Origin of the sequence: Pseudomonas sp. Fl5BN2 (genome assembly GCF_009908205.1) — a bacterium.
GTDB lineage: Bacteria > Pseudomonadota > Gammaproteobacteria > Pseudomonadales > Pseudomonadaceae > Aquipseudomonas.
In genome coordinates, this window is record NZ_JAAARL010000005.1 from 214,727 (window position 1) to 237,583 (window position 22,857).

16 protein-coding genes, 1 tRNA gene and 1 pseudogene are annotated in these 22,857 nt (G+C 63.3%); 5 read left to right on the top strand and 13 right to left on the bottom strand.

Going from position 1 to position 22,857, the window contains the following annotated elements; translation table 11 throughout:
- Positions 1-134: 134 nt before the first annotated feature.
- Positions 135-2,666, top strand: coding sequence for a PepSY domain-containing protein (locus GV819_RS09095; RefSeq protein WP_161755697.1), 2,532 nt, complete (start codon positions 135-137; stop codon positions 2,664-2,666).
- A gap of 545 nt (positions 2,667-3,211) precedes the next feature.
- On the opposite strand, the gene GV819_RS09100 is transcribed toward GV819_RS09095, so the two are convergent.
- The 5 genes from GV819_RS09100 to ptsP form a co-directional block, all read right to left on the bottom strand.
- Positions 3,212-4,753, bottom strand: coding sequence for an alkaline phosphatase D family protein (locus tag GV819_RS09100; RefSeq protein WP_161755699.1), 1,542 nt, complete (start codon positions 4,751-4,753; stop codon positions 3,212-3,214).
- A gap of 325 nt (positions 4,754-5,078) precedes the next feature.
- Positions 5,079-5,393: a DUF6124 family protein gene (locus tag GV819_RS09105; protein WP_161755875.1), complete on the bottom strand. Its 315-nt coding sequence runs from the start codon at positions 5,391-5,393 to the stop codon at positions 5,079-5,081.
- 275 nt (positions 5,394-5,668) lie between these two features.
- Positions 5,669-7,411, bottom strand: coding sequence for a PTS fructose-like transporter subunit IIB (locus tag GV819_RS09110; RefSeq protein ID WP_161755701.1), 1,743 nt, complete (start codon positions 7,409-7,411; stop codon positions 5,669-5,671).
- An 11-nt stretch (positions 7,412-7,422) separates the two neighbouring features.
- Positions 7,423-8,355 carry a 1-phosphofructokinase gene (gene pfkB, locus GV819_RS09115; protein WP_161755703.1) on the bottom strand — a complete coding sequence of 311 codons (933 nt, stop codon included), beginning with the start codon at positions 8,353-8,355 and terminating at the stop codon, positions 7,423-7,425.
- Entirely contained in the window at positions 8,355-11,216 is a 2,862-nt protein-coding gene (gene ptsP / locus GV819_RS09120; protein ID WP_161755705.1) for a phosphoenolpyruvate--protein phosphotransferase, read from the bottom strand. The genes pfkB and ptsP overlap by 1 nt, the downstream gene beginning before the upstream one ends.
- A gap of 302 nt (positions 11,217-11,518) precedes the next feature.
- On the opposite strand from ptsP, the gene cra reads away from it, so the two are divergent.
- Together cra and GV819_RS09130 are read left to right on the top strand one after the other, a co-directional pair.
- Positions 11,519-12,514 (top strand): catabolite repressor/activator, encoded by a 996-nt coding sequence (gene cra, locus GV819_RS09125; RefSeq protein WP_161755707.1) that lies wholly within the window; start codon positions 11,519-11,521, stop codon positions 12,512-12,514.
- 3 nt (positions 12,515-12,517) lie between these two features.
- Complete coding sequence (locus tag GV819_RS09130) at positions 12,518-13,309, top strand: TatD family hydrolase (protein ID WP_161755709.1); 792 nt, start codon at positions 12,518-12,520, stop codon at positions 13,307-13,309.
- On the opposite strand, the gene GV819_RS09135 is transcribed toward GV819_RS09130, so the two are convergent.
- The 6 genes and pseudogenes from GV819_RS09135 to GV819_RS09155 all read right to left on the bottom strand — a co-directional run bounded on the left by GV819_RS09135 (position 13,295) and on the right by GV819_RS09155 (position 19,803).
- A complete protein-coding gene (locus tag GV819_RS09135) occupies positions 13,295-13,666 on the bottom strand; it encodes a hypothetical protein (protein WP_161755711.1) in 372 nt (123 codons plus the stop codon). The two genes, GV819_RS09130 and GV819_RS09135, sit on opposite strands and share 15 nt — an antisense overlap.
- Before the next feature lie 195 nt (positions 13,667-13,861).
- Positions 13,862-14,575 (bottom strand): methyl-accepting chemotaxis protein, encoded by a 714-nt coding sequence (locus GV819_RS33690; protein ID WP_372242116.1) that lies wholly within the window; start codon positions 14,573-14,575, stop codon positions 13,862-13,864.
- Positions 14,576-14,719: 144 nt separating this feature from the next.
- A pseudogene (locus GV819_RS33695) lies at positions 14,720-15,859 on the bottom strand (HAMP domain-containing protein); the annotation flags it as partial.
- 258 nt (positions 15,860-16,117) lie between these two features.
- Positions 16,118-16,954 carry a regulatory signaling modulator protein AmpE gene (gene ampE / locus GV819_RS09145; RefSeq protein WP_161755715.1) on the bottom strand — a complete coding sequence of 279 codons (837 nt, stop codon included), beginning with the start codon at positions 16,952-16,954 and terminating at the stop codon, positions 16,118-16,120.
- Positions 16,951-17,511 (bottom strand): 1,6-anhydro-N-acetylmuramyl-L-alanine amidase AmpD, encoded by a 561-nt coding sequence (ampD, locus tag GV819_RS09150; RefSeq protein ID WP_161755717.1) that lies wholly within the window; start codon positions 17,509-17,511, stop codon positions 16,951-16,953. The genes ampE and ampD overlap by 4 nt, the downstream gene beginning before the upstream one ends.
- A gap of 63 nt (positions 17,512-17,574) precedes the next feature.
- Positions 17,575-19,803 carry a DUF1631 domain-containing protein gene (locus GV819_RS09155; protein WP_161755719.1) on the bottom strand — a complete coding sequence of 743 codons (2,229 nt, stop codon included), beginning with the start codon at positions 19,801-19,803 and terminating at the stop codon, positions 17,575-17,577.
- 364 nt (positions 19,804-20,167) lie between these two features.
- On the opposite strand from GV819_RS09155, the gene nadC reads away from it, so the two are divergent.
- On the top strand, positions 20,168-21,016 hold the full coding sequence (gene nadC / locus GV819_RS09160; RefSeq protein WP_161755721.1) for a carboxylating nicotinate-nucleotide diphosphorylase: 849 nt from the start codon (positions 20,168-20,170) through the stop codon (positions 21,014-21,016).
- A gap of 40 nt (positions 21,017-21,056) precedes the next feature.
- Here the strand turns inward: nadC and GV819_RS09165 are convergent, their stop codons facing one another.
- Positions 21,057-21,353 (bottom strand): DUF6388 family protein, encoded by a 297-nt coding sequence (locus GV819_RS09165; protein WP_047283892.1) that lies wholly within the window; start codon positions 21,351-21,353, stop codon positions 21,057-21,059.
- Between the two features lie 322 nt (positions 21,354-21,675).
- Between GV819_RS09165 and GV819_RS09170 the strand changes: the two genes are divergently transcribed.
- Positions 21,676-22,581, top strand: a complete 906-nt coding sequence (locus tag GV819_RS09170) for a hypothetical protein (protein ID WP_161755723.1) — start codon at positions 21,676-21,678, stop codon at positions 22,579-22,581.
- 53 nt (positions 22,582-22,634) lie between these two features.
- Here the strand turns inward: GV819_RS09170 and GV819_RS09175 are convergent.
- Positions 22,635-22,710, bottom strand: a tRNA-Thr gene (locus GV819_RS09175).
- Between the last annotated feature and the right edge of the window lie 147 nt (positions 22,711-22,857).

Below are 22,857 nucleotides of genomic sequence, written 5' to 3' on the forward strand. Positions count from 1 at the left end.
GCCACGGCCACAGGCACTCAAGCCCCATGCACGTCAATGCCTGGGGCTTTCGTGTGTAAGAACGAATGCTTCTCGACAACCCACGGCATAATGCGCGCCGTGCTTCACCTCTCTGGACGAACAAGGCGAGTGACGTGTTGAAGAAAACCCTGTTTCAGTTGCACTGGTTCTTCGGCATCAGCGCAGGACTGGTCCTGGCCCTGATGGGCATTACGGGAGCGACGGTATCGTTCGAAGACGAGATCCTGCGCGCCCTCAATCCATCGGTACTGCAAGTCCAGAAACTCCCTGCCGGGGTATTACCGCCCGCCGAACTGGTGGACAAGATCCAGGCCGCCGAAGGCAAGACCGTGTCCATGCTCTGGGTGGAAACCGACAGTGGCAACGCCGCGCGGGTGTTCTTCACCCCGCCGCCAGGTGAACGCCGTGGGCAGATGCGTTACTTCGATCCCTATACCGGCGAGTTCATGGGCGACGCCGTCGGCCAGGACTTCTTCGGCTTGATGCTGCAACTGCACCGCTTCCTGGCGATCGGTGACACCGGCCGGCAGATCACTGGCGCCTGCACCCTGATCCTGATCTTCTTCTGCCTGTCCGGCCTGTACCTGCGCTGGCCGCGCCAGGTCGGCAACTGGCGCGTGTGGCTGACCCTGGACTGGGCCAAGAAAGGCCGCGGCTTCAACTGGGACCTGCACGCCGTGTTCGGCACCTGGTGCCTGCTGTTCTATCTGCTGTTCGCCCTCACCGGGTTGTACTGGTCCTACGAGTGGTACAACAAGGGCCTGACCCAATTGCTCTCCGATTCACCGCAAAGTGAACGCGCCCGTGGTGGCCGTGGTGGCCCAGCGCCCAAGGGCCCGGCACCGGTGGCGGACTACAACGCCATGTGGAGCAGCATCTACAGCGCCGCCGGCAAAGACCTCAATGCCTACAACGTGCGCATGCCGCCGGTGGCCGGGCAGCCGGCAACGGTGTTCTACCTGCTCAAGACCTCGCCCCACGAGCGGGCCTTGAACCAGATCACCCTGGACCCCGTCACCGGGGTCATCAGCCGCCACGACCGCTATGCCGACAAGAGCTTCAAGGCGCAATTGCTCACCAGCGTCTATGCGCTGCACGTGGGCAGCTACTTCGGCCTGATCGGACGCATCGTGCTGGCCCTCGCCTCATTGAGCATGCCGTTGTTCTTCGTCACCGGCTGGTTGCTGTACCTGGATCGCCGACGCAAGAAACGCCAGATCAAGAGCGCCCGCCAGGGCCTGGAAAACCCCACCAATGATGCTTCGGCGTGGTTGATCAGCTTCGCCAGCCAGAGCGGTTTCGCCGAGCAACTGGCCTGGCAGACTGCCGGCCAACTGCAGGCCGCAGGGGTCGGTGCCAAGGTCCAGCCGCTGGCCAGTCTCAGCCAACAGGACCTGCGCGACGCCCAGCGTGCGCTGTTCGTGGTCAGCACCTTCGGTGACGGCGAAGCACCCGACAGCGCTCGAGGTTTCGAACGCAAGTTGCTGGGCCGTGAACTGTCGCTGCAGGGTTTGCAGTATGCCGTGCTCGGCCTCGGCGACCGTCAATACCCGCACTTCTGTGGCTTTGCCCGACGCCTGCATGATTGGCTATCGAGCCAAGGCGGCAGCACCCTGTTCGCCCCCATCGAAGTGGACAGTGGCGACACCTATGCCCTGCGTCACTGGCAGCAGCAACTGGGCCAACTCACCGGCCATGCCCCGGTGGACCTGTGGCAAGCCCCGGCCTTCGACAACTGGACCTTGAACAGCCGCACCCTGCTCAACCCCGAAAGCAGTGGCTCCGGGGTCTATCTGCTGCAACTGAGCGCCCCCAGCGCCAGCAGCTGGCTGGCGGGCGACCTGGTGGAAGTCATGCCACGCAACAGCCCCGGAGCCGTGATCGACTTCCTCGGTGGCCTGGGTCTTTCCGGCAGTGCCCCGGTGCAACTGGACGGCCTGCAGGAAAGCCTTGAACAGGCCTTGGCCAGCCGCCAGTTGCCGGAAAACCGCGCGCACTTGGTGGGGTTGCACGCCCAGGCGCTGGTGGATGCACTGGTGCCCTTGCGCATGCGTGAATACTCGATTGCCTCGATTGCCGCCGACGGCTGCCTGGAGTTGCTGGTGCGGCAGGAATGCCACCCCGACGGCAGCCTGGGCATCGGCTCCGGTTGGTTGACCGAACAGGCTCCGGTGGGCTCGGCCATCAGCTTGCGAGTGCGGCGCAACAGCGGCTTCCACCTGCCGGCTGAACCTTGCCCACTGATTCTGCTGGGCAACGGCACCGGGCTGGCGGGCTTGCGCAGCTTGCTCAAGGCGCGAATCGCCGACGGCCAGCAACGCAACTGGCTGATCTTCGGCGAGCGCAATGCCGAGCATGATTTCTACTGCAAGGATGAACTGCAGGAGTGGCTGATCCGCGGTGATCTGAGCCGCCTGGACCTGGCGTTCTCCCGGGACCAGGCAGAGAAGATCTACGTCCAGGACCGCTTGCGCCAAGCGGCCGATGAGCTGAAGAAATGGCTGGATAATGGCGCCGCGATTTACATCTGCGGCAGCTTGCAGGGCATGGCTTCGGGGGTGGACCAGGTGCTCAACGACATTCTCGGCGCGCAGCAGGTAGAACGCCTGATCGAACAGGGCCGCTACCGCCGCGACGTTTACTGAGCTGCCGAACGCTTCGCCGGCAAGCCGGCTCCTACACCGCTCGTATTGCACCCCGTAGGAGCTGGCTTGCCAGCGAAAGCAACCGCCAGCACGGCGCAAGGCTCAGGGGCCTCTTCGCCGGCAAGCCGGCTCCTACAACGCTCGTATTACACCCCGTAGGAGCTGGCTTACCAGCGAAGGCGCCCGCCAGCACGGCGCAAGGTTCAAGGGCCTCTTCGCCGGCAAGCCGGCTCCTACAACGCTCGTATTGCACCCCGTAGGAGCTGGCTTGCCAGCGAAGGCGCCCGCCAGCACGGCGCAAGGTTCAAGGGCCTCTTCGCCGGCAAGCCGGCTCCTACAACGCTCGTATTGCACCCCGTAGGAGCTGGCTTGCCAGCGAAGGCGCCCGCCAGCACGGCGCAAGGTTCAAGGGCCTCTTCGCCGGCAAGCCGGCTCCTACAACGCTCGTATTGCACCCCGTAGGAGCTGGCTTGCCAGCGAAGGCGCCCGCCAGCACGGCGCAAGGTTCAAGGGCCTCTTCGCCGGCAAGCCGGCTCCTACAAGGGTTACACCGGCTGCAATTTGTGCTCGTACACCGACACGCCATCCAGGTCCCGCAGAATCACACTCAGCTCGGCGCTTTGCCCGTCGATCTGCACTTCGCCAAAGAACTGGAAGCCGGCAAAGGGCGAGCTGTTCTGGGTCGGCGGCGCCTTCTGGAACACCACTTCCGGGCCGAAGGTCTGGTCCAACACATTGGGTCCGAAACTCCCCGCATTCAGCGGGCCAGCGACAAACTCCCAGAACGGTTCGAAGTCCTGGAACGCCGCCCGGTCCGGGTGGTAGTGGTGGGCCGCGCAGTAGTGCACATCCGCCGTCAGCCACACATGGTTGCGCACCTGATGCTTGCGCAAATACGCCAGCAGTTCGGCAATCTCCAGCTCGCGGCCCTGGGCCGGGCCCGGGTCGCCGTTGGCGATCGCCTCCCAGCGCGCCACCCCGGGGCTGACTTCGCCATCGGGCACTCCCAGGCCAATGGGCATGTCTGCCGCCACCACCTTCCACTGGGCCGAGGAATCCTTGAGCTCGCGCTTCAGCCAGTCCAACTGCTCGCGGCCAAGGAAGGGTTTCTCGCCGCCGAGGTTGTCGTCGTTGGGGCCTCGATAGCTGCGCATGTCCAGCACGAACACATCCAGCAACGGCCCATAGCCGAGCTTGCGATAGATGCGCCCGCCGCCATCGGCGCTCTGCCGGCGCATGGGCGAATACTCCAGCCAGGCCTGGCGCGCGCGGCCCACCAGGGTCTGGATGTCCTTGACCACGTAGCGCTCGTCCAGCTGCTTGCTCGGCGACCAGTTGTTGACCACCTCGTGGTCGTCCCACTGCCAGATCTGCGGCACCTGGGCATTGAAGCGGCGCAGGTTCTCGTCCATCAGGTTGTAGCGGTAGTTGCCCCGGTATTCGTCGAGGGTCTCGGCCACCTTGCTCTTGGCTTCGGTGGTGAGGTTGCGCCAGATGCGCCCGTCCTCCACGGTCAACTGCGCCGGCACCGGGCCGTCGGCGTAGATGGTGTCGCCGCTGTGGATAAAGAAGTCCGGAAGGCGCAGGCGCATCGCTTCATAGATGCGCATGCCGCCGATGTCCGGGTTGATGCCGAAACCCTGGCCCACCGTGTCGCCGCTCCAGACGAAACGGATATCCCGGCGTTGCGACGGTGCACTGCGCAAATGGCCGAACCAGGGTTCGCTGGCCACGCCTGATTGCGCGTCCTCGAAAGTCACCCGATAGAAGATCGCCTGGTTGGCCGGCAGCCCGGTCAACTCCACCCGCGCGGTGAAGTCGCTGCGGGCATCGGCCAGGGGCGAAACAGAACGCCGAGGGTTACTGAACACACTGCGGGTGTCCCACTCCACCACCATCCTCGCCGGACGGTCACTGCGGCTCCAGATCATCGCCCGGTCCCCCAGCAGATCCCCGGACTGCACCCCATCGGTGAGCTGCGGCCGATCCTTGACCGAAGCAATCACCGCCGGCGCCAGGCTCGGCATCAAAAGCCCCGCCCCAGCGATTTGCATGATCCGACGACGGCCGAGGTTGAACTCGCTCATGGTGACTCCCTGACAATGGTCAAAAAAACCACCTTAGACAGCGGGGATGAAGGGGGTGTGACAGCAAGGACATACGGCCGCAATGCAGGGTGGCAGCTCGACGCGGACTAGCAGAACCGGCCTCAGGCAACCGGCGCATCCGTAGATGCTCCGCGCAGAGCCGCCCTGACGATCCGAAACTAATCAACTGCTACTCCAGATTCAAGCCAGTCAGAACGGTTTAGACGCGTCTTACACAAGAGGTAGAGCAAGCCCACAACAGTTGAAGCCGAAGGCGCCCTGAGGCGCTCTCCGGCGGTGAATACCTGTACGAGCGAACGGCGACTCAGCTGGGAGAACGACGATTGCCATCGAGCAAAGCATCCACCACGCCACGGGCCATTTCCACTGAATGCACCAGGGACCAGATCAAGCCGCGCTCGATGCCGCTGGCATGTTCGGTGATCTCGTCGGACACCTCCTCGGCGGCTTTGAGCAGCATGGAAACGTGGAGCAAGGCTTCTTCGGCGCTGATGCCGGGGCGGACGCTGAAGGGCGAGTCGGTGCCCGCAGGGCCTGCAGCGGTGGGGTGCAGAGCCGCGACCAACGGGCCGTTTGCGCGGCAGTGGCGCCCCCTCCTCCGTAGGAGCTGGCTTGCCAGCGAAGGCGTCGGCTAGAACAGCGCAAGGCTCAGGGGCCTCTTCGCCGGCAAGCCGGCTCCTACAGGGCTGCGGTGCTGCCGCCTTCTCCGTAGGAGCTGGCTTGCCAGCGAAGGCATCGGCTAGAACAGCGCAAGGCTCAGGGGACTCTTCGCCGGCAAGCCGGCTCCTACAAGGTTGCGGTGGCGCGCCCTCCTCCGTAGGAGCTGGCTTGCCAGCGAAGGCGTCGGCCAGAACAGTGCAAGGCTCAGGGGACTCTTCGCCGGCAAGCCGGCTCCTACGAGGAGGCGGGTTGCAGGGCGAGTTCCACCGTTTCAGGCCGTTTTACCAGTGCATACACCACCGCGGTCAGCAGGCTGCCAGCAACAATCGCCAGCAGGTACAGCAGGGCGTGGTTGATGGCATTCGGGATCAGCATGACGAACAGGCCGCCGTGGGGTGCCATCAGCTTGCAGCCGAAATACATCGACAAGGCCCCGGTCAGGGCACCGCCGGCAATACTCGCCGGGATCACTCGCAGCGGGTCCTTGGCGGCAAACGGAATCGCCCCTTCGGAGATAAAGCACAACCCCAGCACCAGCGCGGCTTTTCCGGCCTCGCGTTCGGTCTGGGCAAACTTGCGCCGGGCAATAAAGGTGGCAATACCCAGGCCAATGGGCGGCACCATGCCCGCGGCCATGGTGGCAGCCATCGGTGCATAGCTCTGGGACGCCAGCAGCCCCACCGAGAACGCATAGGCGGCCTTGTTGATCGGCCCGCCCAGGTCGACGCACATCATCCCGCCCAGCAGTATCCCCAGCAGAATGGCGTTGGTGGTGCCCATGCTGTCGAGGAAGTGGGTCAGGGCTTCGAGCATGCCCGCCACCGGTTTGCCCACCACGTAGATCATCACCAGCCCGGTGAACAGGCTGGCCAGCAGCGGAATGATCAGGATTGGTTTCAAGGCCTCCAGGCTTTGCGGCAGCCGCGCATATTTACTGATCGCCTTCGCCGCATAGCCGGCCAGAAAGCCGGCGACGATGCCGCCGATAAAGCCCGCGCCCAGGGTGCTGGCGAGCATGCCGCCAATCATCCCCGGCGCCAGCCCCGGACGGTCGGCGATGGAATAGGCGATGTAGCCCGCCAGCAACGGCACCATCAGTTTGAAGGCGGTTTCGCCGCCGATCTGCATCAGTGCCGCGGCCAGGGTGCCCTCTTCCTTGAACGCGGTGATGCCGAAGACAAAGGACAGGGCAATCATCAGCCCCCCCGCCACCACCATCGGCAGCATGAACGACACGCCGGTCAGCAGGTGCTTGTAGACCCCGGTCTTGTCTTGCTTGGCCGGGGCCTGGGCGCCGGCGGCGGTGGATTCCAGCTGGCCCTCGGCCAGGGCCTTGTTCAGGGTCGCCTCGGACTGTTTCAGGGCCACGCCGGTGCCGCAGCGATAAATGCGCTTGCCGGCAAAACGCTCGGTGGGCACTTCGATGTCCGCCGCCAGCAGCACCACATCGGCCTCGGCAATGGCTTGGGCGCTCAGCGGATTGCGCGCGCCCACCGAGCCCTGGGTTTCCACTTGCAGGTCGTAGCCCAGGCGCTTGGCGGTTTGCTGCAGGGCCTCGGCGGCCATGAAGGTGTGGGCCACGCCGGTCGGGCAGGCGGTGATCGCCACCAGCCGCGGGGCGCGCTTGCCGGTCTCGACCACGGGCTCGGCACTGGCCTCGGCCGCGGCATATACCTGGGCCTCTTCGGCGCCGCGACGCAGCACCGCGTCCACATCCTGCAAGGCCTGGGACGGGCTGCTGCGATACACCCGCTTGCCAACAAAACGCGACATATCCACAGGCCCGGTGCTGACCACCAGCACCCATTCGGCGGCTTCGAGGGTGGCCGCCGACAGTTGGCGTTCCGGGTGCGCTTCATCGTGCACTTCAACGCTGGTGCTCCAGCCCTGGCGCTGGGCTGCGGCGTCCAGCAGGCGGGCGCAGAGCACGCTGGTGACCATGCCGTTGGGGCAGGCGGTAACTATGGCTAACTTCATGGGCAACCCTCTTATTGTTCTATGAGGGGATGCACGCGCACCCCCTGCTCCAGCCGGGCCAGTTGCGCCCTGTCGCTGATGCCGAAACCGATCTGGGTCACGGCCATGGCGGCAATCGCCGTGGCGGTGCGCAAGGTCTGTTCGAACGGCTGGGCACTGAGCAGGCCGTGGAGCATGCCCGCCAGCAACGAGTCGCCGGCGCCCACGGTGCTGACCACCCTGACCTTGGGCGGCAGGGCCTGCAGGGACGGTGCGGCGCTGAACCAACTGACCCCCTCGGCGCCGTGGGAAATCACCACATGCTCGACGCCCTGGGCGTGCAGCTGGCGCGCGGCCTCGGCCACTGAAGCCACCGGGCTGTCCAGGGCGTCCGCCAGTTCTTCGGTGTTGGGCTTGACCAGCCAGGGGCCCGCTGCCAGGCCGGCACGCAAGGCCGCGCCGCTGGTGTCGAGGGCGACCTTCAGGCCCAAGGCTTTCAAGCGCAGCAGCAGGGCCTGGAACCATTCGGGGCTGACCCCACGCGGCAGGCTGCCGGCCACCACCACCGCGTCATGCCCGGGAGCGATCTGCTCCAGGCGTTCGAGCAGGGCCTGTTGCGCGGCTTCACTGACCTCGGGCCCGGGGCCGTTGATGTCGGTAATGCGGCCGTCGCTTTCGGCCAGCTTGATATTGCTGCGGGTGTCCCCGGGCACGCGGATGAAGGCGTCGACAAAACCGCGCTGGGCGAACAAGGCGTCGAAGGCCTGTGGATTGTTTTCCCCGAGAAAGCCGCTGACGGTGAGTTGATGGCCGAGGTCGGCCAGCACCTGGGCCACGTTCAAGCCCTTGCCGGCAGCATGGGTGTGCATGGCGTCGCTGCGGTTGACCTGCCCTGCGTCCAGGCGCGCCATCTGCACGGTGAGGTCCAGCGCCGGGTTGAGGGTCAGGGTGAGTATTGCTGCCATTACATGGCCTCCACTAGGGCGCGCACCTGGTTGGCGCTGCCGACGGCCAGGGCCTGTTGAGCAAGGGTTTGCGCCTGGGTCAGGCTGAGTTCGCGAATCCGCGCCTTGACCTCGGCGATGCTGCGTCCGGAAACGCTGAGTTCATCCACCCCCAGGCCCACCAGCACCGGCACCGCCAGCGGATCGGCCGCCAGCTCACCGCACACACCGACCCACTTGCCGTGGGCATGGGCAGCACGCACGGTGATGTCGATCAGTTGCAGCACCGCTGGGTGCAGGCCGTCGGCCTGGGCGGAAAGGGTCGGGTGGCCACGGTCGATGGCCAGGGTGTATTGGGTCAGGTCGTTGGTGCCAACGCTGAAGAAGTCCACTTCCTTGGCCAGCACCGGCGCCAGCAGGGCGGCGGATGGCACTTCGATCATGATCCCCAACTGCAGGTCGGCCACGGGGATTTCCCGGCGCAGGCGCTCGGTCATGTCCCGGGCCTGGCGCCACTCTTCGACGCTGCCGACCATGGGGAACATGATCCGCAGCGGGCGGTTGTCCGCCGAGCGCAGCAGCGCACGCAGTTGCGCTTCCATGATCAGCGGCCGTTGCAGGGTCAGGCGGATGCCGCGCACGCCGAGGAAGGGGTTTTCCTCCTTGGCGATGGGCCAGTAAGGCAGCGGTTTGTCGCCGCCCACATCCAGGGTGCGCACCACCAGCGGACGCCCGGCGAGGCCGTCGAGCACACGGCGGTATTCGGCTTCCTGGGTGGCTTCGTCCGGGGCCAGGGGGTGGGCCATGAAGATCAGTTCGGTGCGCAGCAGGCCGATGCCTTCAGCGCCGTTTTCCACCGCGGCGGCGACACCGGCGCTTTCACCGATATTGGCGAACACCTCGACCGCGTGACCATCCGTGGTGTGGGCCGGCTGATGGCGTTGTTCGGCGGCGGCCTTGAGCCGTTGCTCGCGGTTGTCGCGCTCCTCAACGGCGCGTTGCAGGGACGCCGGGTCGGCGTCCACATGCAGGCGGCCGCGCTGGCCGTCCAGTAGCAAGGGCGTACCGGGCTTGATCAGCAGCACACTGGCCCCCGCCCCCACCAGGGCTGGAATGCCCAGGGCCCGGGCGACGATGGCGCTGTGGGCAGTGGCGCCGCCACGGGCGGTGAGAATCCCGGCCACGCGATGCGGGTCCAGGCGTGCCACATCCGAAGGGCCGACTTCGTCCATCACCAGGATGTAGGGCTGCTCCGGTTCAGCCGGGGTTTCGACGCCACAGAGTTGGGCCAGCACCCGACGGCCGATATCCCGCAGGTCGGCGGCGCGCTCGGCGAGCAGGGCGTCCTGCAGGGCTTCCTGTTGCCGGGCGGCGCTTTCGATCACGGTCATCCAGGCCGCTTCGGCGCTCTCGCCCTGCTTGAGGCGGGTGTCCACTTCGTCGCTCAGCTCGGGATCGTCGAGCATTTCCTGGTGGGTGATGAAGATCTCGCGGATGGCCTTGGCTTGGCTGCGCTGGATCAGCCCCTGGATGTCTTCGCGGACCTCGGCCAGGGCCTGCTGCAGACGCTGGCGCTCGATGGCGGTGGACTCGCCGCGCAGTGGGTAATCGATGCTTTGCTGAACCTGGATATGGGCCGGGCCGATGGCGATGCCGGGCGCGGCAGCGATGGCCTGGATCAGGCTGCCGGAAGCCGGGGCGCTGATCGGCTCGACGACTTCTTGTGGCTCCTGCCGAGGGGCGCTGACAGCCGGCAAGGGCTCGACCTCTTCACCCAGGCCTTCCTCGATAGCGGCCAGCAACGCGGGCAAAGCGTCGGCGGCGACGCTCGGTTCAGCGATCAGCTCCAGCACCTGACCACGCCGGGCACCGAGGCTCAGCAGCTTGCTCAGGCTTTTTACCGAGACCGCAGACTCCTTGCCATCGGCGAGGCGGATGCGGATCTCGCCGTCAAAATTCTTCGCCAACTGCGCCAGCACCTTGGCCGGGCGTGCATGCAGGCCGTGGGCGTTGGCCAGGGCGATACGGGCACTGGGCCAGTCCGCCGGCAATTCGCCGCCGAGCACTTCCAGCACCGCGCGACTGCTGGTGGCGCGGCCCAGCTCCTGGCCACGGCCTTCGATCAGCAGCGCGCACAGGCGCTCCAGCAGGGCCTGGTGGGCCTCCCCCAGGCTGGCCAGGCAGAACAGGCCACTCAGGGGCTGGCCCAGGTAGCGGATGGGTTTGTCCGGGGTGACAAAGGCCAGCCCCGGGCGCAGCACGGTCTGTTCGCTGTGCAGCCACCACAGGCCGTCGCCCAGGGGCAGTGCTTCCACCTGTTGCAACACCGCGGCAAAGCCGTTGCTCACGCATTCGGCCTGGCGCAGCAGACGGGCGCCGCGCCAGACCAGCTCTTCGAAATCTTCTGCCGCCACCCCGAGGCTGATCATCTGGGCGTCCAGCGCCAGTTCCTGGGGCGCGCCCTGCAACAGCTTGAGCAGGGCCTCTGGGGAACTGGCACGACGCAGGGCCTGGCCGAGGTCGGTTTCACCCAGGGCGCGGGTCAGTAGTTGCAGGAGGCGCAAATGCTCGTCGGATTTTGCCGCGATACCGATGGCCAGGTAGACGATCTGCCCGTCGCCCCAATCCACGCCGTCGGGAAACTGCAGCAGGCGCACGCCGGTGGCAAAGACCTGGTCGCGGGTTTCCGGGGTGCCGTGGGGAATGGCGATGCCTTGGCCAAGAAAGGTCGAGCCCTGGGCTTCGCGGGCCTTGAGACCGGCCAGGTAGCCCTCGGCCACCAGGCCGTCCGCCACCAGTTTGTCGGCCAGCAGGTGCAGCGCCGCGGACTTATCCACAGCCGACTGGCTCATGGATATCTGCTCTACAGTGAGCTCGAGCATGGCTTCTCCTATTTAGCGCGGCAGGGGGCGGCGCTAGGTATTGTTTTAAGTCAGCAGCGTAGGCGTCTTTACTGCCACAAACGGGACTCGGTGCCTGGCAGGGGCGTTTTTCCGTTTGTGCTTCGGCCTAGAAAATACGCCTGCTGAAACGTTTAATCTAGCAAGTTTGGTACGTTACTCCATAATCTCGAGCGCTTGAAGTCCTTCTGGTCGATTGCCGGTTCCGACGTTGGTCGCCTGCCCAGATCGGGTAGGATTGGCGAAAATATCGGGGCAAGCACCAAAAACAAGGAAATCCCGGGTTGAAACTCAGTGATATCGCTCGCCTGGCCGGTGTGTCTGTGACCACCGCCAGTTACGTCATCAACGGCAAGGCCGAACAACAACGCATCAGCAACGCCACCGTGGAACGGGTGCGGGCGGTGGTGGAAGAACACGGCTTTACTCCCAATCCCCAGGCGGCCGGCTTGCGCAGCCGGCACACCCGTACCTTGGGCTTTATTCTCCCGGACCTGGAGAACCCCAGCTACGCACGCATCGCCAAGCTGCTGGAACAAGGCGCCCGGGCCCGAGGGTATCAGTTGCTGATCGCCAGCTCCGACGACGCCCCGGACAGCGAGCGGCAACTGCTCCAGCTGTTCCGCGCCCGACGCTGCGACGCGCTGTTCGTCGCCAGCTGCCTGCCGGCGGAAGATGACAGCTACCAGCAGTTGCAGGCCCAGGGCCTGCCGATCATCGCCATCGACCGGGTGATGCCGCCCGAGCTGTTCTGCTCGGTGATCAGCGACGACCTGCAAGCCAGCCTGCACCTGACCCAGAGCCTGCTTGAGCCCGAGCCCAAGCAGATCGTGCTGATCGGCGCGCGCCCGGAACTGAGCATCAGCCAGGAGCGCGCCGCCGGTTTCCGCCAGGCCCTGGAGGGCTTCGGCGGCGAGGTGCTGATCGAGCACGGCGAAGCCTTCAGCCGCGATTGCGGCCGCCAGCTGATGGAGGAATTGCTGCAGCGCCTGGGCCATCTGCCGGACGCCCTGGTGACCACTTCCTACGTACTGCTGCAGGGAGTGTTCGATGCCTTGCACGACTTCCCGCTGAAATCCCGGCCGCTGCGCCTGGGCACCTTTGGCGATACCCAGTTGCTGGATTTCTTGCCGCTGCCGGTCAATGCCATGGCCCAGCAGCATCAGCTGATCGCCGAGAAAGCCTTGCAACTGGCCCTGGCAGCCATTGAGGAGGCGCATTACCAACCGGGCGTGCAGGCCATTGCGCGCACCTTCAAACAGCGCATCCAACAGGGCTGAACCGTGGAGCTGATCGACAGCCACACCCACCTGGATTTTCCCGACTTCGACGCCGACCGTGAGGCGCTGCTGGCCGACAGCCGCGCTCAAGGCGTCAAGCGCATGGTGGTGCTGGGGGTCTATCAGGACAATTGGCAACGGGTATGGGATCTGGTGCAGAGCGACCCGCAGTTATACGCGGCCTTCGGTTTGCACCCGGTGTACCTGGATGATCATCAACCGGCGGATCTCAAGGATCTGGAAGATTGGCTGGCGCGGCTGGCGGGGCATCCGCAGCTGTGCGGGGTGGGCGAGATCGGCCTGGATTACTTTCTCGAGCAACTGGACCGTGAGCGCCAGCAGCACCTGTTCGAGGCCCAACTACAGCTGGCGGCGGATTTCCAGTTACCGGCCCTACTGCATGTGCGACGCAGCCACGCCGCGGTGATCGCCACCCTGAAGCGCTTCAAGCTCAAGCGCGCCGGGATCATCCACGCCTTTGCCGGCAGCCGCGAGGAGGCCCGCGAATACATCAAGCTGGGGTTCAAGCTGGGGTTGGGTGGCGCCGCCACCTGGCCCCAGGCCTTGCGTCTGCGCAAGGTGATCGCCGACCTGCCGCTGGAGTCGCTGGTACTGGAAACCGACTCGCCGGACATGGCGCCCGTCATGTTTGCCGGCCAACGCAACAGCCCCCAGCACCTGCCGGCAATCTGCAGCGCCCTGGCGCAGATCATCGACATTGCCCCCGAGCAACTGGCCGCAGCCAGCACCCGCAACACCTGCGAGCTGTTCGGTTGGCCCTCAGGCGCCCTGTAGCAACAAGGGCCGACGCTGCCGGCGACGGGCAACCACCAGCACCAGCAAGCAACTGCCGAGCATCAACGCCGAAATGCTCAGTTGCTGCCTCAGGCTCAGCAGCCCCACCCACTCCAGCACCAAAGTCACCAGCAGTACTGTGGCGCACAGCACGATCATCATCGCGCGCAAGGTGGCGAACGAACCCAGGGATTTGAGGCGTTTGATCTGCTCAGGGCAATCAAGCCTCAGGGGCTTGTGGCAGTGAATGCAGTTGAAGGACTCCTGCATAGCCATGGCGTTGAGTTGCCAAGGTTCGAGATCGAGAAAGGTCTGGCAATGGGCGCAGCGGCCCAGGACTCCAGAAGTTGCGGTCATCAGCGAATTTCCTCAGGGCCATGAGTACGTCATGGTCGACTGGTCGAGTCACCCGGTGAGGGGCGCTCAAAAAAACAGACGCGCAGGAAAACAGGAAATACGCCACAAACAAAGAATTTAATTACTACTGGTTGTATGCAAGATGGCGGAGCCCTTTACGCTAAAGCACTCCGCGAGCGAAAGACCGCCAAGGCGTCAGACCCTGAAGGCACCAATCAACTGCTTGAGCTGCACCACTTGGGCCGACAACTGGCGACTGGCGTCCTCGGTCTGGTGTGCGCCTTCGGCAGTGCGTTCACCGGCGCGGTTGATCTCGACAATGTTCTGGTCGATGTCATGAGCCACCGCGGTCTGCTGCTCCACCGCCGCGGCAATCTGCTGGTTCTGGTCGACGATCATGCCCACCGCCCCAAGGATGTTTTCCAGGGCCTGCTGGACTTTCTCAGACTGCCCCACGGTGCCATTGGCCATGGCATGACTACTGCCCATCGCCTTGACCGCCGCGCTGACCCCGCCGTGGAGTTTATCGATCATCTGCTCGATTTCCTCGGTGGACTGCTGCGTGCGCTTGGCCAGGGTCCGTACCTCATCGGCCACCACCGCGAAGCCCCGCCCCTGCTCGCCGGCCCGCGCCGCTTCGATGGCGGCGTTGAGAGCCAGGAGGTTGGTCTGTTCGGCAATGCTCTTGATCACCTCCAGCACCCGGCTGATGGACTGGCTGTCACTGGCCAACTGATTGATCACCAGCACCGACTGGTCGATCTCGCTGGCGAGCCGAGCGATGCTGCCCTGCTGGGACTCCACCAGACCACGACCGCTGATGGTTTCATCATTGACGCTGTGGGCACTACTGACCGCCGCCGCGGCGCTGCGAGCAACTTCCTGGGCGGTGGCGGACATTTGGTTCATCGCAGTGGCCACCTGTTCGATCTGGCTGCGCTGGCCGGCCACTGCCTGGTTGCTCTGGGCCGAGACGTTTTCTACCTGCCCGGCCTGGCGCTCGACTTCGCTGACGGTTTGGCCGACTCGCTCGATCAGATCGTGGATCTTCAGCACCGTACCGTTGAACACGCTGCCCAGCTCTCCCAGCTCGTCGCGACTGTGGGCCTTGAAGGTGACCGTCATGTCCCCGGCCGCGACCTTGTCCATCATCGCTCCAAGGCGCCGCAGGGTGGTGCGGGTCGAGGCGTAGAAACCGCCATACAGGTAGACGATCGACAGGAACACCAGGGCCAGGGCCACCACCAGCAGCACCATGTGGCTGCGGTTCTGCTCCAGGCGCTTTTGCAGTTCGACGTCGAGAAACTTCAAGGTGCCTTCGTTGAGTTGATAGGTCTGTGCCATCAGGCCGCTGACCTGGTCGTAAAACCCCTGCCAGGGCGCGTCCAGGGTGTCGGCCACGATCACCTGCTCCTCGAACAGTTCGTTGGCCTGCTTGAGGCTGCCTTTGCTCGCGCCGGCCAGGCTGTCGAGGCTGTCGTGGGCGGCGCGGCTGGCGCCCAGGGCGTCCTGCAACTTGAGCGCGTATTCGGCCTGGAGCTTTTCGATCTGCACCAGCAACTCGTCGAAACGGGTGCTGGATGATGAGTTGAGGAACCCTTGGCCCAGGGAGGAGGCACCGATGGCCCGGCCTTCACCCAGGGTCTGGGTAATTTGCGGGGTGACGCTGGTGATCAGCTCGCTGAGCTGGCGGATATCGCCCTGGCCGTCACGGCTGAGGCCCGACTGGCTGGCGATGATCTGGCTGAACAACTGTGCACTGCCCAACAGTTTGCCGATCAACCCGCTCTTGTTCAGCAGTGAGCTTTCCCCCTGCTGGGCCTTGAAGGCCGCGACCAGCTCATCGCGCTTGGCGTTGAACGCCTCGACTTGCTGGGGATCCACAGTCACCGCCTGCATGGCTTGCAGGCGTTCGAGCACGGTTTTCTCCAGGGCGACGATCTTGCCTTCCAGGTCCCCGGCCTTGCCGGACTGGCCGAGGCTGGCGTTGATCTGCACCTGGTTGTTGAGGGTCTCCAGGTCCCGACGCAGGGCCAGGCTGCTGCCCAGCAGATCAAGACTCTGCAACTCGACCCGGGTGCCCTGGAATTCACGATAAGAGTCGCGCACCAGATAGAAGTTGGTCACCAGCATGGGTAGAAAGAACAGCACGCTGATCAGGCTGAACTTCATGCCGAAGCTCAGGCGGTTCATCAGCGCGACAGCGGGATAGAGCAAGCTCTTCACAAAGAAGTCTCCCTTTTCTTTTATTGTTATTGGCAGGCAGGCGAAAGCAGCAGATAGCCACTATTCGGCGCTGCCTCTGTATAGCTCAATTTCGGGGGAGGTTTTGTAACTTAAAGTTAACCGCTAGAGAGGCGCCCAGAGCAGGGTTTCCTCAGAAGGCTGAGCAAGGCTGATATGGCGAGGAAGCAAGCGTTCCTCGCCACAAAAAACCGTGCCCAGCAACCGTCAGGCTAGAACAGTCCACAGGGCAAAACCGGCGTACCAGAGCACTGCCGCACGCAGCAGCAGTTCCCAGATACGGTCCAGGCTGTTGATACCTTCCGGCCCCGCCACCGGTGGCGGAATTTCACCGGCCACCAAGCCGACCTTTTCCACCAGTTGCGCGGCGCTGATGTGCCAGTTGAGCAGTTCGTGGAGCATGACCCGGCTGACAGCGACGAAGTTACCCACCAAGGCAAAGCTCACCGCCAGCAAGCGTACCGGCAACCAGTCGAAGGCGTGCCGCAACTGCTCTGCCCGCTCTATCAGGGCCGGGTTCTTGCCGTGTTCGGCCGCCAGGGCCAGCAGGCGATAACTCAGGGCCGCCACCGGGCCCAACAGGAAATACCAGAAAATTACCGCAAAGAAGCTCTGGAAGGCCTGCCACAACAGGTGGGCCTGAACGCTTTCCAGCAGTTGCTCACCATTGTCGGCACAGATGTCCAGGTCACGCTTGGCAACGTGGACTGCCGCTTGCAGGTCCTCGCGTCGCCAGGCATCGCGGAACGGCCCCAGGCCGCCCAACAGGTCCCCTCTTCCCAGGGCATAGATCACCACCCATAGATGCACCGGCAGAGCCAGCAAGCCATAAGCCACCGGCTGCAGGACCCACAGCAACACGCCGAGCAAGATCACTGGCAGCAGTATCAAAACCATCAACAGCCACCACGGATGCCCGGCCATGCGCGGGCTCGACTCCAGTCGTGCCAATTGCCGCAGCCACCAACCGTCGCGCTGTACCCGCTGGCGCAAGGCCGAGAATTTCTCGATCCATACCGCCAGCAGCAACACCAGAAAACTCATTGTCTTTCCCCCTTCTCCACGGAGGCACGATAGCGTGCCCAGTCGAAAGCCGGGCCCGGGTCGGTCTTGCGCCCGGGCGCGATGTCGCTATGCCCACAAATTCGCTGTGGTGTTATAGCGCAATAAACTGCCTGCAATTGATCGGTCAGGACACCCAAGGACTGATACTGGGCGTTGCTGAAGGGCAGCTCATCGGTGCCTTCCAGTTCAATGCCCAAGGAAAAATCGTTGCAGGTCTCGCGCCCCTCGAAGCTCGACACCCCGGCGTGCCAGGCCCGGTCCAGACAAGAGACAAACTGCGTCACGGCGCCGTCACGCTCGATCAGGAAATGCGCGGACACGCGCAAGTCGGCGATCCCGGCAAAATACGGATGCTCTGTGACATCAAGGCGATTCTGGAAGAATTCCTGCACCTTGCCGGTGCCGAACTGCCCCGGCGGCAGGCTGATGTTATGGATCACCAGCAGGGAGATTTCGCCCCCCGGGCGCTCATTGAAATTGGGTGACGGGCAGTGACGTACGCCATGACACCACCCCGTGGCAGGGTCCAGCCGCATACCAGTTCCTTCAGCTAAAGCCTTGAATGGCCCAGTATGCCGCGTTACGCCCTCGGGTTGCGATCACTTGCCGTGATTGAGCCGCTGCAAATTGCCGATCACCGATTCCAGGGCTCGGTCGAACAGCAAGGTATCGTCCAGGGCGCGCACTGCGCCTCGGTGAAACTCCAGGGCCAAGCCCATGCGCGTGCGTTCCAGGACCTTCATCCCGGTGCGGTTGACGAACACGTACTTGGCCACTGGATGGGACACAATCGCCGCCAGCTTGCAGCGCAAGGTGTTGTCCTCGTCCTCCTGGAACTCGACCCAGGCCCCCAGTCGCAGTTGGTCGACTTGCAGCACACTGGCGTCATTGGCGGGCAAAGCCAGCGGCGCGGCCTCCAGAGGGCCCTCCTCCGCGGAGGGCAGGAGGATCTCTTGAGCCACCACGATCATCTCGACGCGCTCCGCCTCCAGAGCCACCACTCGCGGCTGAGGGACCTGGGCCTCGCGCTCGAACGCCTGCAGGTGCAGGAGTTCAAGCTGGCTGAAAAATTCGCTGGTGGCGAAGGGATCGAAAGCCGCACTGCTCAAACCGTCACGCAGGCCCTTGAGCAACCCCGGCACCAGCGCCAGCAAGCGCATCGCGGTGTCCGGCTGCTCGTGGCGCTGCACGCTCCAGATCAGTTCGGTCAGGGTCTGCTCGGCAATCTGCCATTGCGTGGAGTCATCGCCATGCTTGAGGAAACTGAGCAGCAGGACCTGGCTCCAGGCGTCACGGACAAAGTCCACTACTTTGTGCGGCAGCACCTTGCCCAGCAGCGCCTCATTCAACGCTTGCTCGACCCGGCGTCGGGCCATCTCCGCCTTGGCCCGGCCTTCCTCGGCGTCGCGGGTACGCTGCTCCAGCAACTCGGCCCGGCGTCGCTCGTCGGCGGTAAAGGCGAGAAAGTCCGCCAGCAGCTCGGAAAAGATCGCCGGGTCGTCGGTGAATTCGCTCAGCAAGCGCTGCACCACTTGCTCGATACGCAGGTACAGGCTGTCGCGCTGATGGTCATCGCAGCCACCCCAGCCCATGGCGGCCGCAGCAATTTCATTCATCAGGCGCCGGGCCGGATGACTGCCGCGGCTGAAGAAGCTCTTGTCCAGCACCGCCACCTTGAGCATGGGGATCTGCAGGCGCCCGATCAACGCCTTGAGGGAGTCCGGCAGGTTGCGGTCATCGAGGATGCACTCGAAGAGCATGGCGATCAGGTTGATCACGTCTTCATCGGCGACCCCCACCACACGGGACTTGCCGCTCTTGACGCTGACCCGGGTCAGCAACTGCTCCAACTGGTTGCGCAGGTCGAAGTCTTCCTGGGCGCTGGGCGCCGGCACGTACTGCTGCAAGTGCGACAGCAGGCGCAGCAGATCGCGGGTCGAGATCGGTTGGGTTTCAGCGCTGGCTTCCAGGGTCGGTGCGACACTGCCGCGCACATGGAAGAGCAGCGTCTGCAACGCCGCGAAAACCTCCTGGACGCTCTCGTCGAGCTGCCCCTGGCTGGGCTTGATGGTACCGTCTTCGCCTGCCGCGCCCTGCACGTCGGCCTGGGCTCGATCCGAGGCCCGTCGCGCCGGAGCGGGCATCAACTCCGGCAGAATGCCAGTGGCGATCAGCAACTGGTTGGCCTCAGCATAAAGCTGCTCCGCGTCGCTGAGCACATAACGCTCGAAGAGCTTGAGGATGATCAGCTTGACCTTGATCTCGACCCCCAGGCTGCGCCCGGACTGCAGGAAATACTCGCACAGCAACGCCGGTCCCAGGGGGTTTCCTGAATCCGCCAGGCGCTGGCCCAGCAGTACTCCCAGACGCGCCGTCAATTGCCCCAGGGCGAAACCATCACGATTGAGTACCTTGGCCACCATGGCATCCACTGCCACGCTCTTTTCCAGGTCATCGTGAGTAGGGGCCAACGATGGGTCATAGGCCACCGTATGAGGAATGACCAAGGCCGGATCGTATTGGACCAGACCGGCAAAGGCTTCGAAAAACTTCTCGAGAAAACCACGCTCGATACTTTTGCGCTTCAGGCGCAGGTCGCGCATGGCTTCAAACAGCGTGTTCTGCTCGACGTTGTTCTGCGCCCGGTCAGCCATTTCAAACAGGGTATCGTCAGCGTTATCGAACAGCTCCTGCAAGCCGTGGCGCAGTTGCTGGGCAGCCTTGTCACGAACCTGAAGCAGAATCACCGGCAGGCGGGCAAGCGGCGACGCGGTCGCCTGATCTGTAGCCGCCTTGTGCAAAGGCACTACATTCCCGTCGTTGTGCATCCAAGCCTCCTGGAAAAGGTGTTTCTTCGGTTCGATTTCAAGGTTCAGTCAAGCCGGCGACGCTCACAGCCGGCTCTCAGCGGAGGCAAGTGCACTCTACTGCTCTTTAGTTAAGGGGGGAGCCAAAGATACGTCAAAGCTATGACGTCAATTACAAGTCATATTATCTTGTAAAAACCCCCTCTTGCGCCAGCAGACTCTGCCGCCTCTTCTGAAAAAACCCTCGTTTCGTTAAGAAAATTCACTCTCATTCATCGGACAAAGCTACGAAAGACAGGTTCGCTAAAGACTGCCGAGATTTGCTGCCTTGGGTTAGCCGATCCCCTGCCCCTATAATCGGCACACTTTGTTTGTGGAGCCCGTTATGCCGAATCTACGCCTCGCCGACCTGACCACCGAAATCGAAGCCAACGTGCGCCGCGCATTGCTGGAAGACATCGGCAGCGGCGACATCACTGCGCAATTGATCCCGGCCGAACGTCTGGCCAAAGCCACCATCATTACCCGCGAGGCCGCAGTGATCAGCGGTACCGCCTGGGTGGATGCGGTGTTCCGCCAACTGGATCCGCGAGTTGCCGTGCACTGGCAGGTGGCTGACGGTGAGCAGGTTGTGCCCAACCAGGCACTGTTTCACCTCGAAGGCCCGGCCCGTTCGTTGCTCACTGGCGAACGCAGCGCGCTGAACTTCCTGCAAATGCTCTCCGGCGTGGCTACTCGGGCGCGTTATCTGGCCGACTTTGTCAGCGATACCCAGGTCAAGCTGCTGGATACCCGCAAAACGCTCCCTGGCCTGCGCCTGGCACAAAAGTACGCGGTCACCTGCGGTGGCTGCCATAACCACCGCATCGGTCTGTACGACGCGTTCCTGATCAAGGAAAACCACATCGCCGCCTGCGGGGGAATCGCCCAGGCCATCAGCGCCGCGCACCGGATCGCCCCGGGTAAGCCGGTGGAAGTGGAAGTGGAAAGTCTTGCGGAATTGAAAGAGGCCCTGGCTGCAGGTGCCGACATCATCATGCTCGACGAACTGAGCCTGGACGACATGCGCGAGGCCGTGCGCCTGAATGCCGGCAAGGCCAAGCTGGAAGCCAGCGGGGGAATCAACGAAAGCACCTTGCGCCCGATTGCCGAAACCGGGGTGGACTACATCTCCATCGGCGCCATGACCAAGGATGTGAAAGCCCTGGACCTGTCCATGCGGCTGAGCCTCTGAGCCATGAAAAACGCCAGCCTGGTTCAGGCTGGCGTCGGGTTCAACTGTCGATCTCGTTGAGCTGCAAGTAATCCTCGAGGTCCATGCCCAGCGCTTCAGCAACCTCCTGATGCACCTCCAGGCGCATGGCCTTCAACTCTTCCGGTGTCTCGGCCACCAGATCGAGCACCAGTTCCCACGGCTCGATGCCGCGAGACTCCGCCTCGTCCTCAAAGGCCCATTGCGCCTGTTGCTTCTGTTCTTCCGGGCTCAGGGCGCTGATTTCTTCTTGCAAGGAAGGCGTGGCAGCCAGGTACCTTTCAAGCGCTACGTCGATTCTTGCCTCTTTAGGAATCATCTCGTTCTCTCTGATCGTGGGAATGGAAGATGGATCTGGATCGTTGGGATCTCTCTGCCGCAAAAAACCGTTTCAATCGTCGATTTATCTGGCCTTCAGAACCATTCGGGATCATCTGAAAACAGCATGCTGGTACTCAGACAGAAACCGAATATAGGACCTTTGGGCGACGATTTATATGACCCAATGCATCAATTGGGTAAAAACCGGCCATCCCACGCATCGTAAAGGCTTGCGCCCACGATCCTGCCTACGGGAACAAGTTTTCAGGAACGCAGTCATAGCGTTGTGCCACATCGGCACTTCACAAGGAATCTCAGTGATGTCCAGTTGTTCAAAGTCTGCGCCTGCACTGTTCTCGATCAGTATGGCGGCGCTGTTGTTCGGCAGTTTGACTCTCCCGCAACAGGCTCGGGCCGCTATCGAGTACCAGACCGACAGCCCTTCTTCCTACGACAAACTCGGCACCATCCACCGCGACGCTCGCGGAAATTACACACTGCACAGTTCGGACTTCAGCAGCGATGACCTGAAGAACCTGCAGGACAGCCTGAAAAGCACCAAGGCCGAGCTGGAGAAACTGCAGAGAACCGTCAGTGACCAGGCTCGAACATTCGACGAGTTCAAGCGCAATAGCGGTTCCAGCTCCAGCAGCAATGCCAACGAACTCTCCACTCTAAAGCGCACTGTCAGCGATCAGGGCAACAGCTTGGGCAAGCTGGAGAAGCAAGTAGAAGAGCTCAAGCGCAGTGCAAGCGGCAGCTCGAACTCAAATAGCAGCGAACTGACCAGCCTCAAGCGCACCCTGGGTGACCAGGGCAGCAGCCTTGATAAACTGGAGAAACAAGTAGAGGAGTTCAAGCGCAGCACGAGCGGCAGCTCGAACTCAAATAGCAGCGAACTGACCAACCTCAAGCGTGACATCAGCAATCAGGCCAGTGAGCTAGGCAAGCTTGAACGTCAGTTGGAAGACCTCAAACGCAACGCTGGATCCAGCTCGGGCTCCAGCTCTAGTGAACTTTCCAACCTCAAACGCGATGTCAGCAGTCAAGGCAATGAACTCAACAAGCTCGGCAGCCAGTTGGAATATCTCAAGCGCAATGCCGGCTCCAGCTCCAGTTCAAGCTCCAGCGAGCTGTCCAATCTGAAGCGTGAGGTGAGCAACCAGGACAACGAACTGGACAAACTCAAACGCAGCGTGGATGACCTGAGTAGAAAGGTGAAATAAGCCAACGATAGATATGACAAAGCCCGCATCACGCGGGCTTTGCCTTGTACAACTGGTGCCGGAGACAGGAATCGAACCTGCGACCTTCGCGTTACGAGTGCGCTGCTCTACCGACTGAGCTACACCGGCGTGGATTAAAACCTAGCACCGGCACCTGGAGCCGGCAAATGTAGGCACAGGGCACACTTGGACAAGAAGGCCTGTGTCCCCTTCACGAGCCTCAAGGACCCGCCTGCTCCATCGCCTGCGGCAGCAGCCAACACAATCAAGCATGAG

Coding starts and splice junctions, on each gene's coding strand:
- GV819_RS09100 (WP_161755699.1), bottom strand. CDS start 4,753: ATGAGCGAGTTCAACCTCGGCCGTCGTCGGATCATGCAAATCGCTGGG.
- GV819_RS09110 (WP_161755701.1), bottom strand. CDS start 7,411: ATGAAGTTAGCCATAGTTACCGCCTGCCCCAACGGCATGGTCACCAGC.
- pfkB (WP_161755703.1), bottom strand. CDS start 8,355: ATGGCAGCAATACTCACCCTGACCCTCAACCCGGCGCTGGACCTCACC.
- ptsP (WP_161755705.1), bottom strand. CDS start 11,216: ATGCTCGAGCTCACTGTAGAGCAGATATCCATGAGCCAGTCGGCTGTG.
- GV819_RS09135 (WP_161755711.1), bottom strand. CDS start 13,666: ATGACCGCAACTTCTGGAGTCCTGGGCCGCTGCGCCCATTGCCAGACC.
- GV819_RS33690 (WP_372242116.1), bottom strand. CDS start 14,575: ATGAACCAAATGTCCGCCACCGCCCAGGAAGTTGCTCGCAGCGCCGCG.
- ampE (WP_161755715.1), bottom strand. CDS start 16,954: ATGAGTTTTCTGGTGTTGCTGCTGGCGGTATGGATCGAGAAATTCTCG.
- ampD (WP_161755717.1), bottom strand. CDS start 17,511: ATGCGGCTGGACCCTGCCACGGGGTGGTGTCATGGCGTACGTCACTGC.
- GV819_RS09155 (WP_161755719.1), bottom strand. CDS start 19,803: ATGCACAACGACGGGAATGTAGTGCCTTTGCACAAGGCGGCTACAGAT.
- nadC (WP_161755721.1), top strand. CDS start 20,168: ATGCCGAATCTACGCCTCGCCGACCTGACCACCGAAATCGAAGCCAAC.
- GV819_RS09165 (WP_047283892.1), bottom strand. CDS start 21,353: ATGATTCCTAAAGAGGCAAGAATCGACGTAGCGCTTGAAAGGTACCTG.
- GV819_RS09170 (WP_161755723.1), top strand. CDS start 21,676: ATGTCCAGTTGTTCAAAGTCTGCGCCTGCACTGTTCTCGATCAGTATG.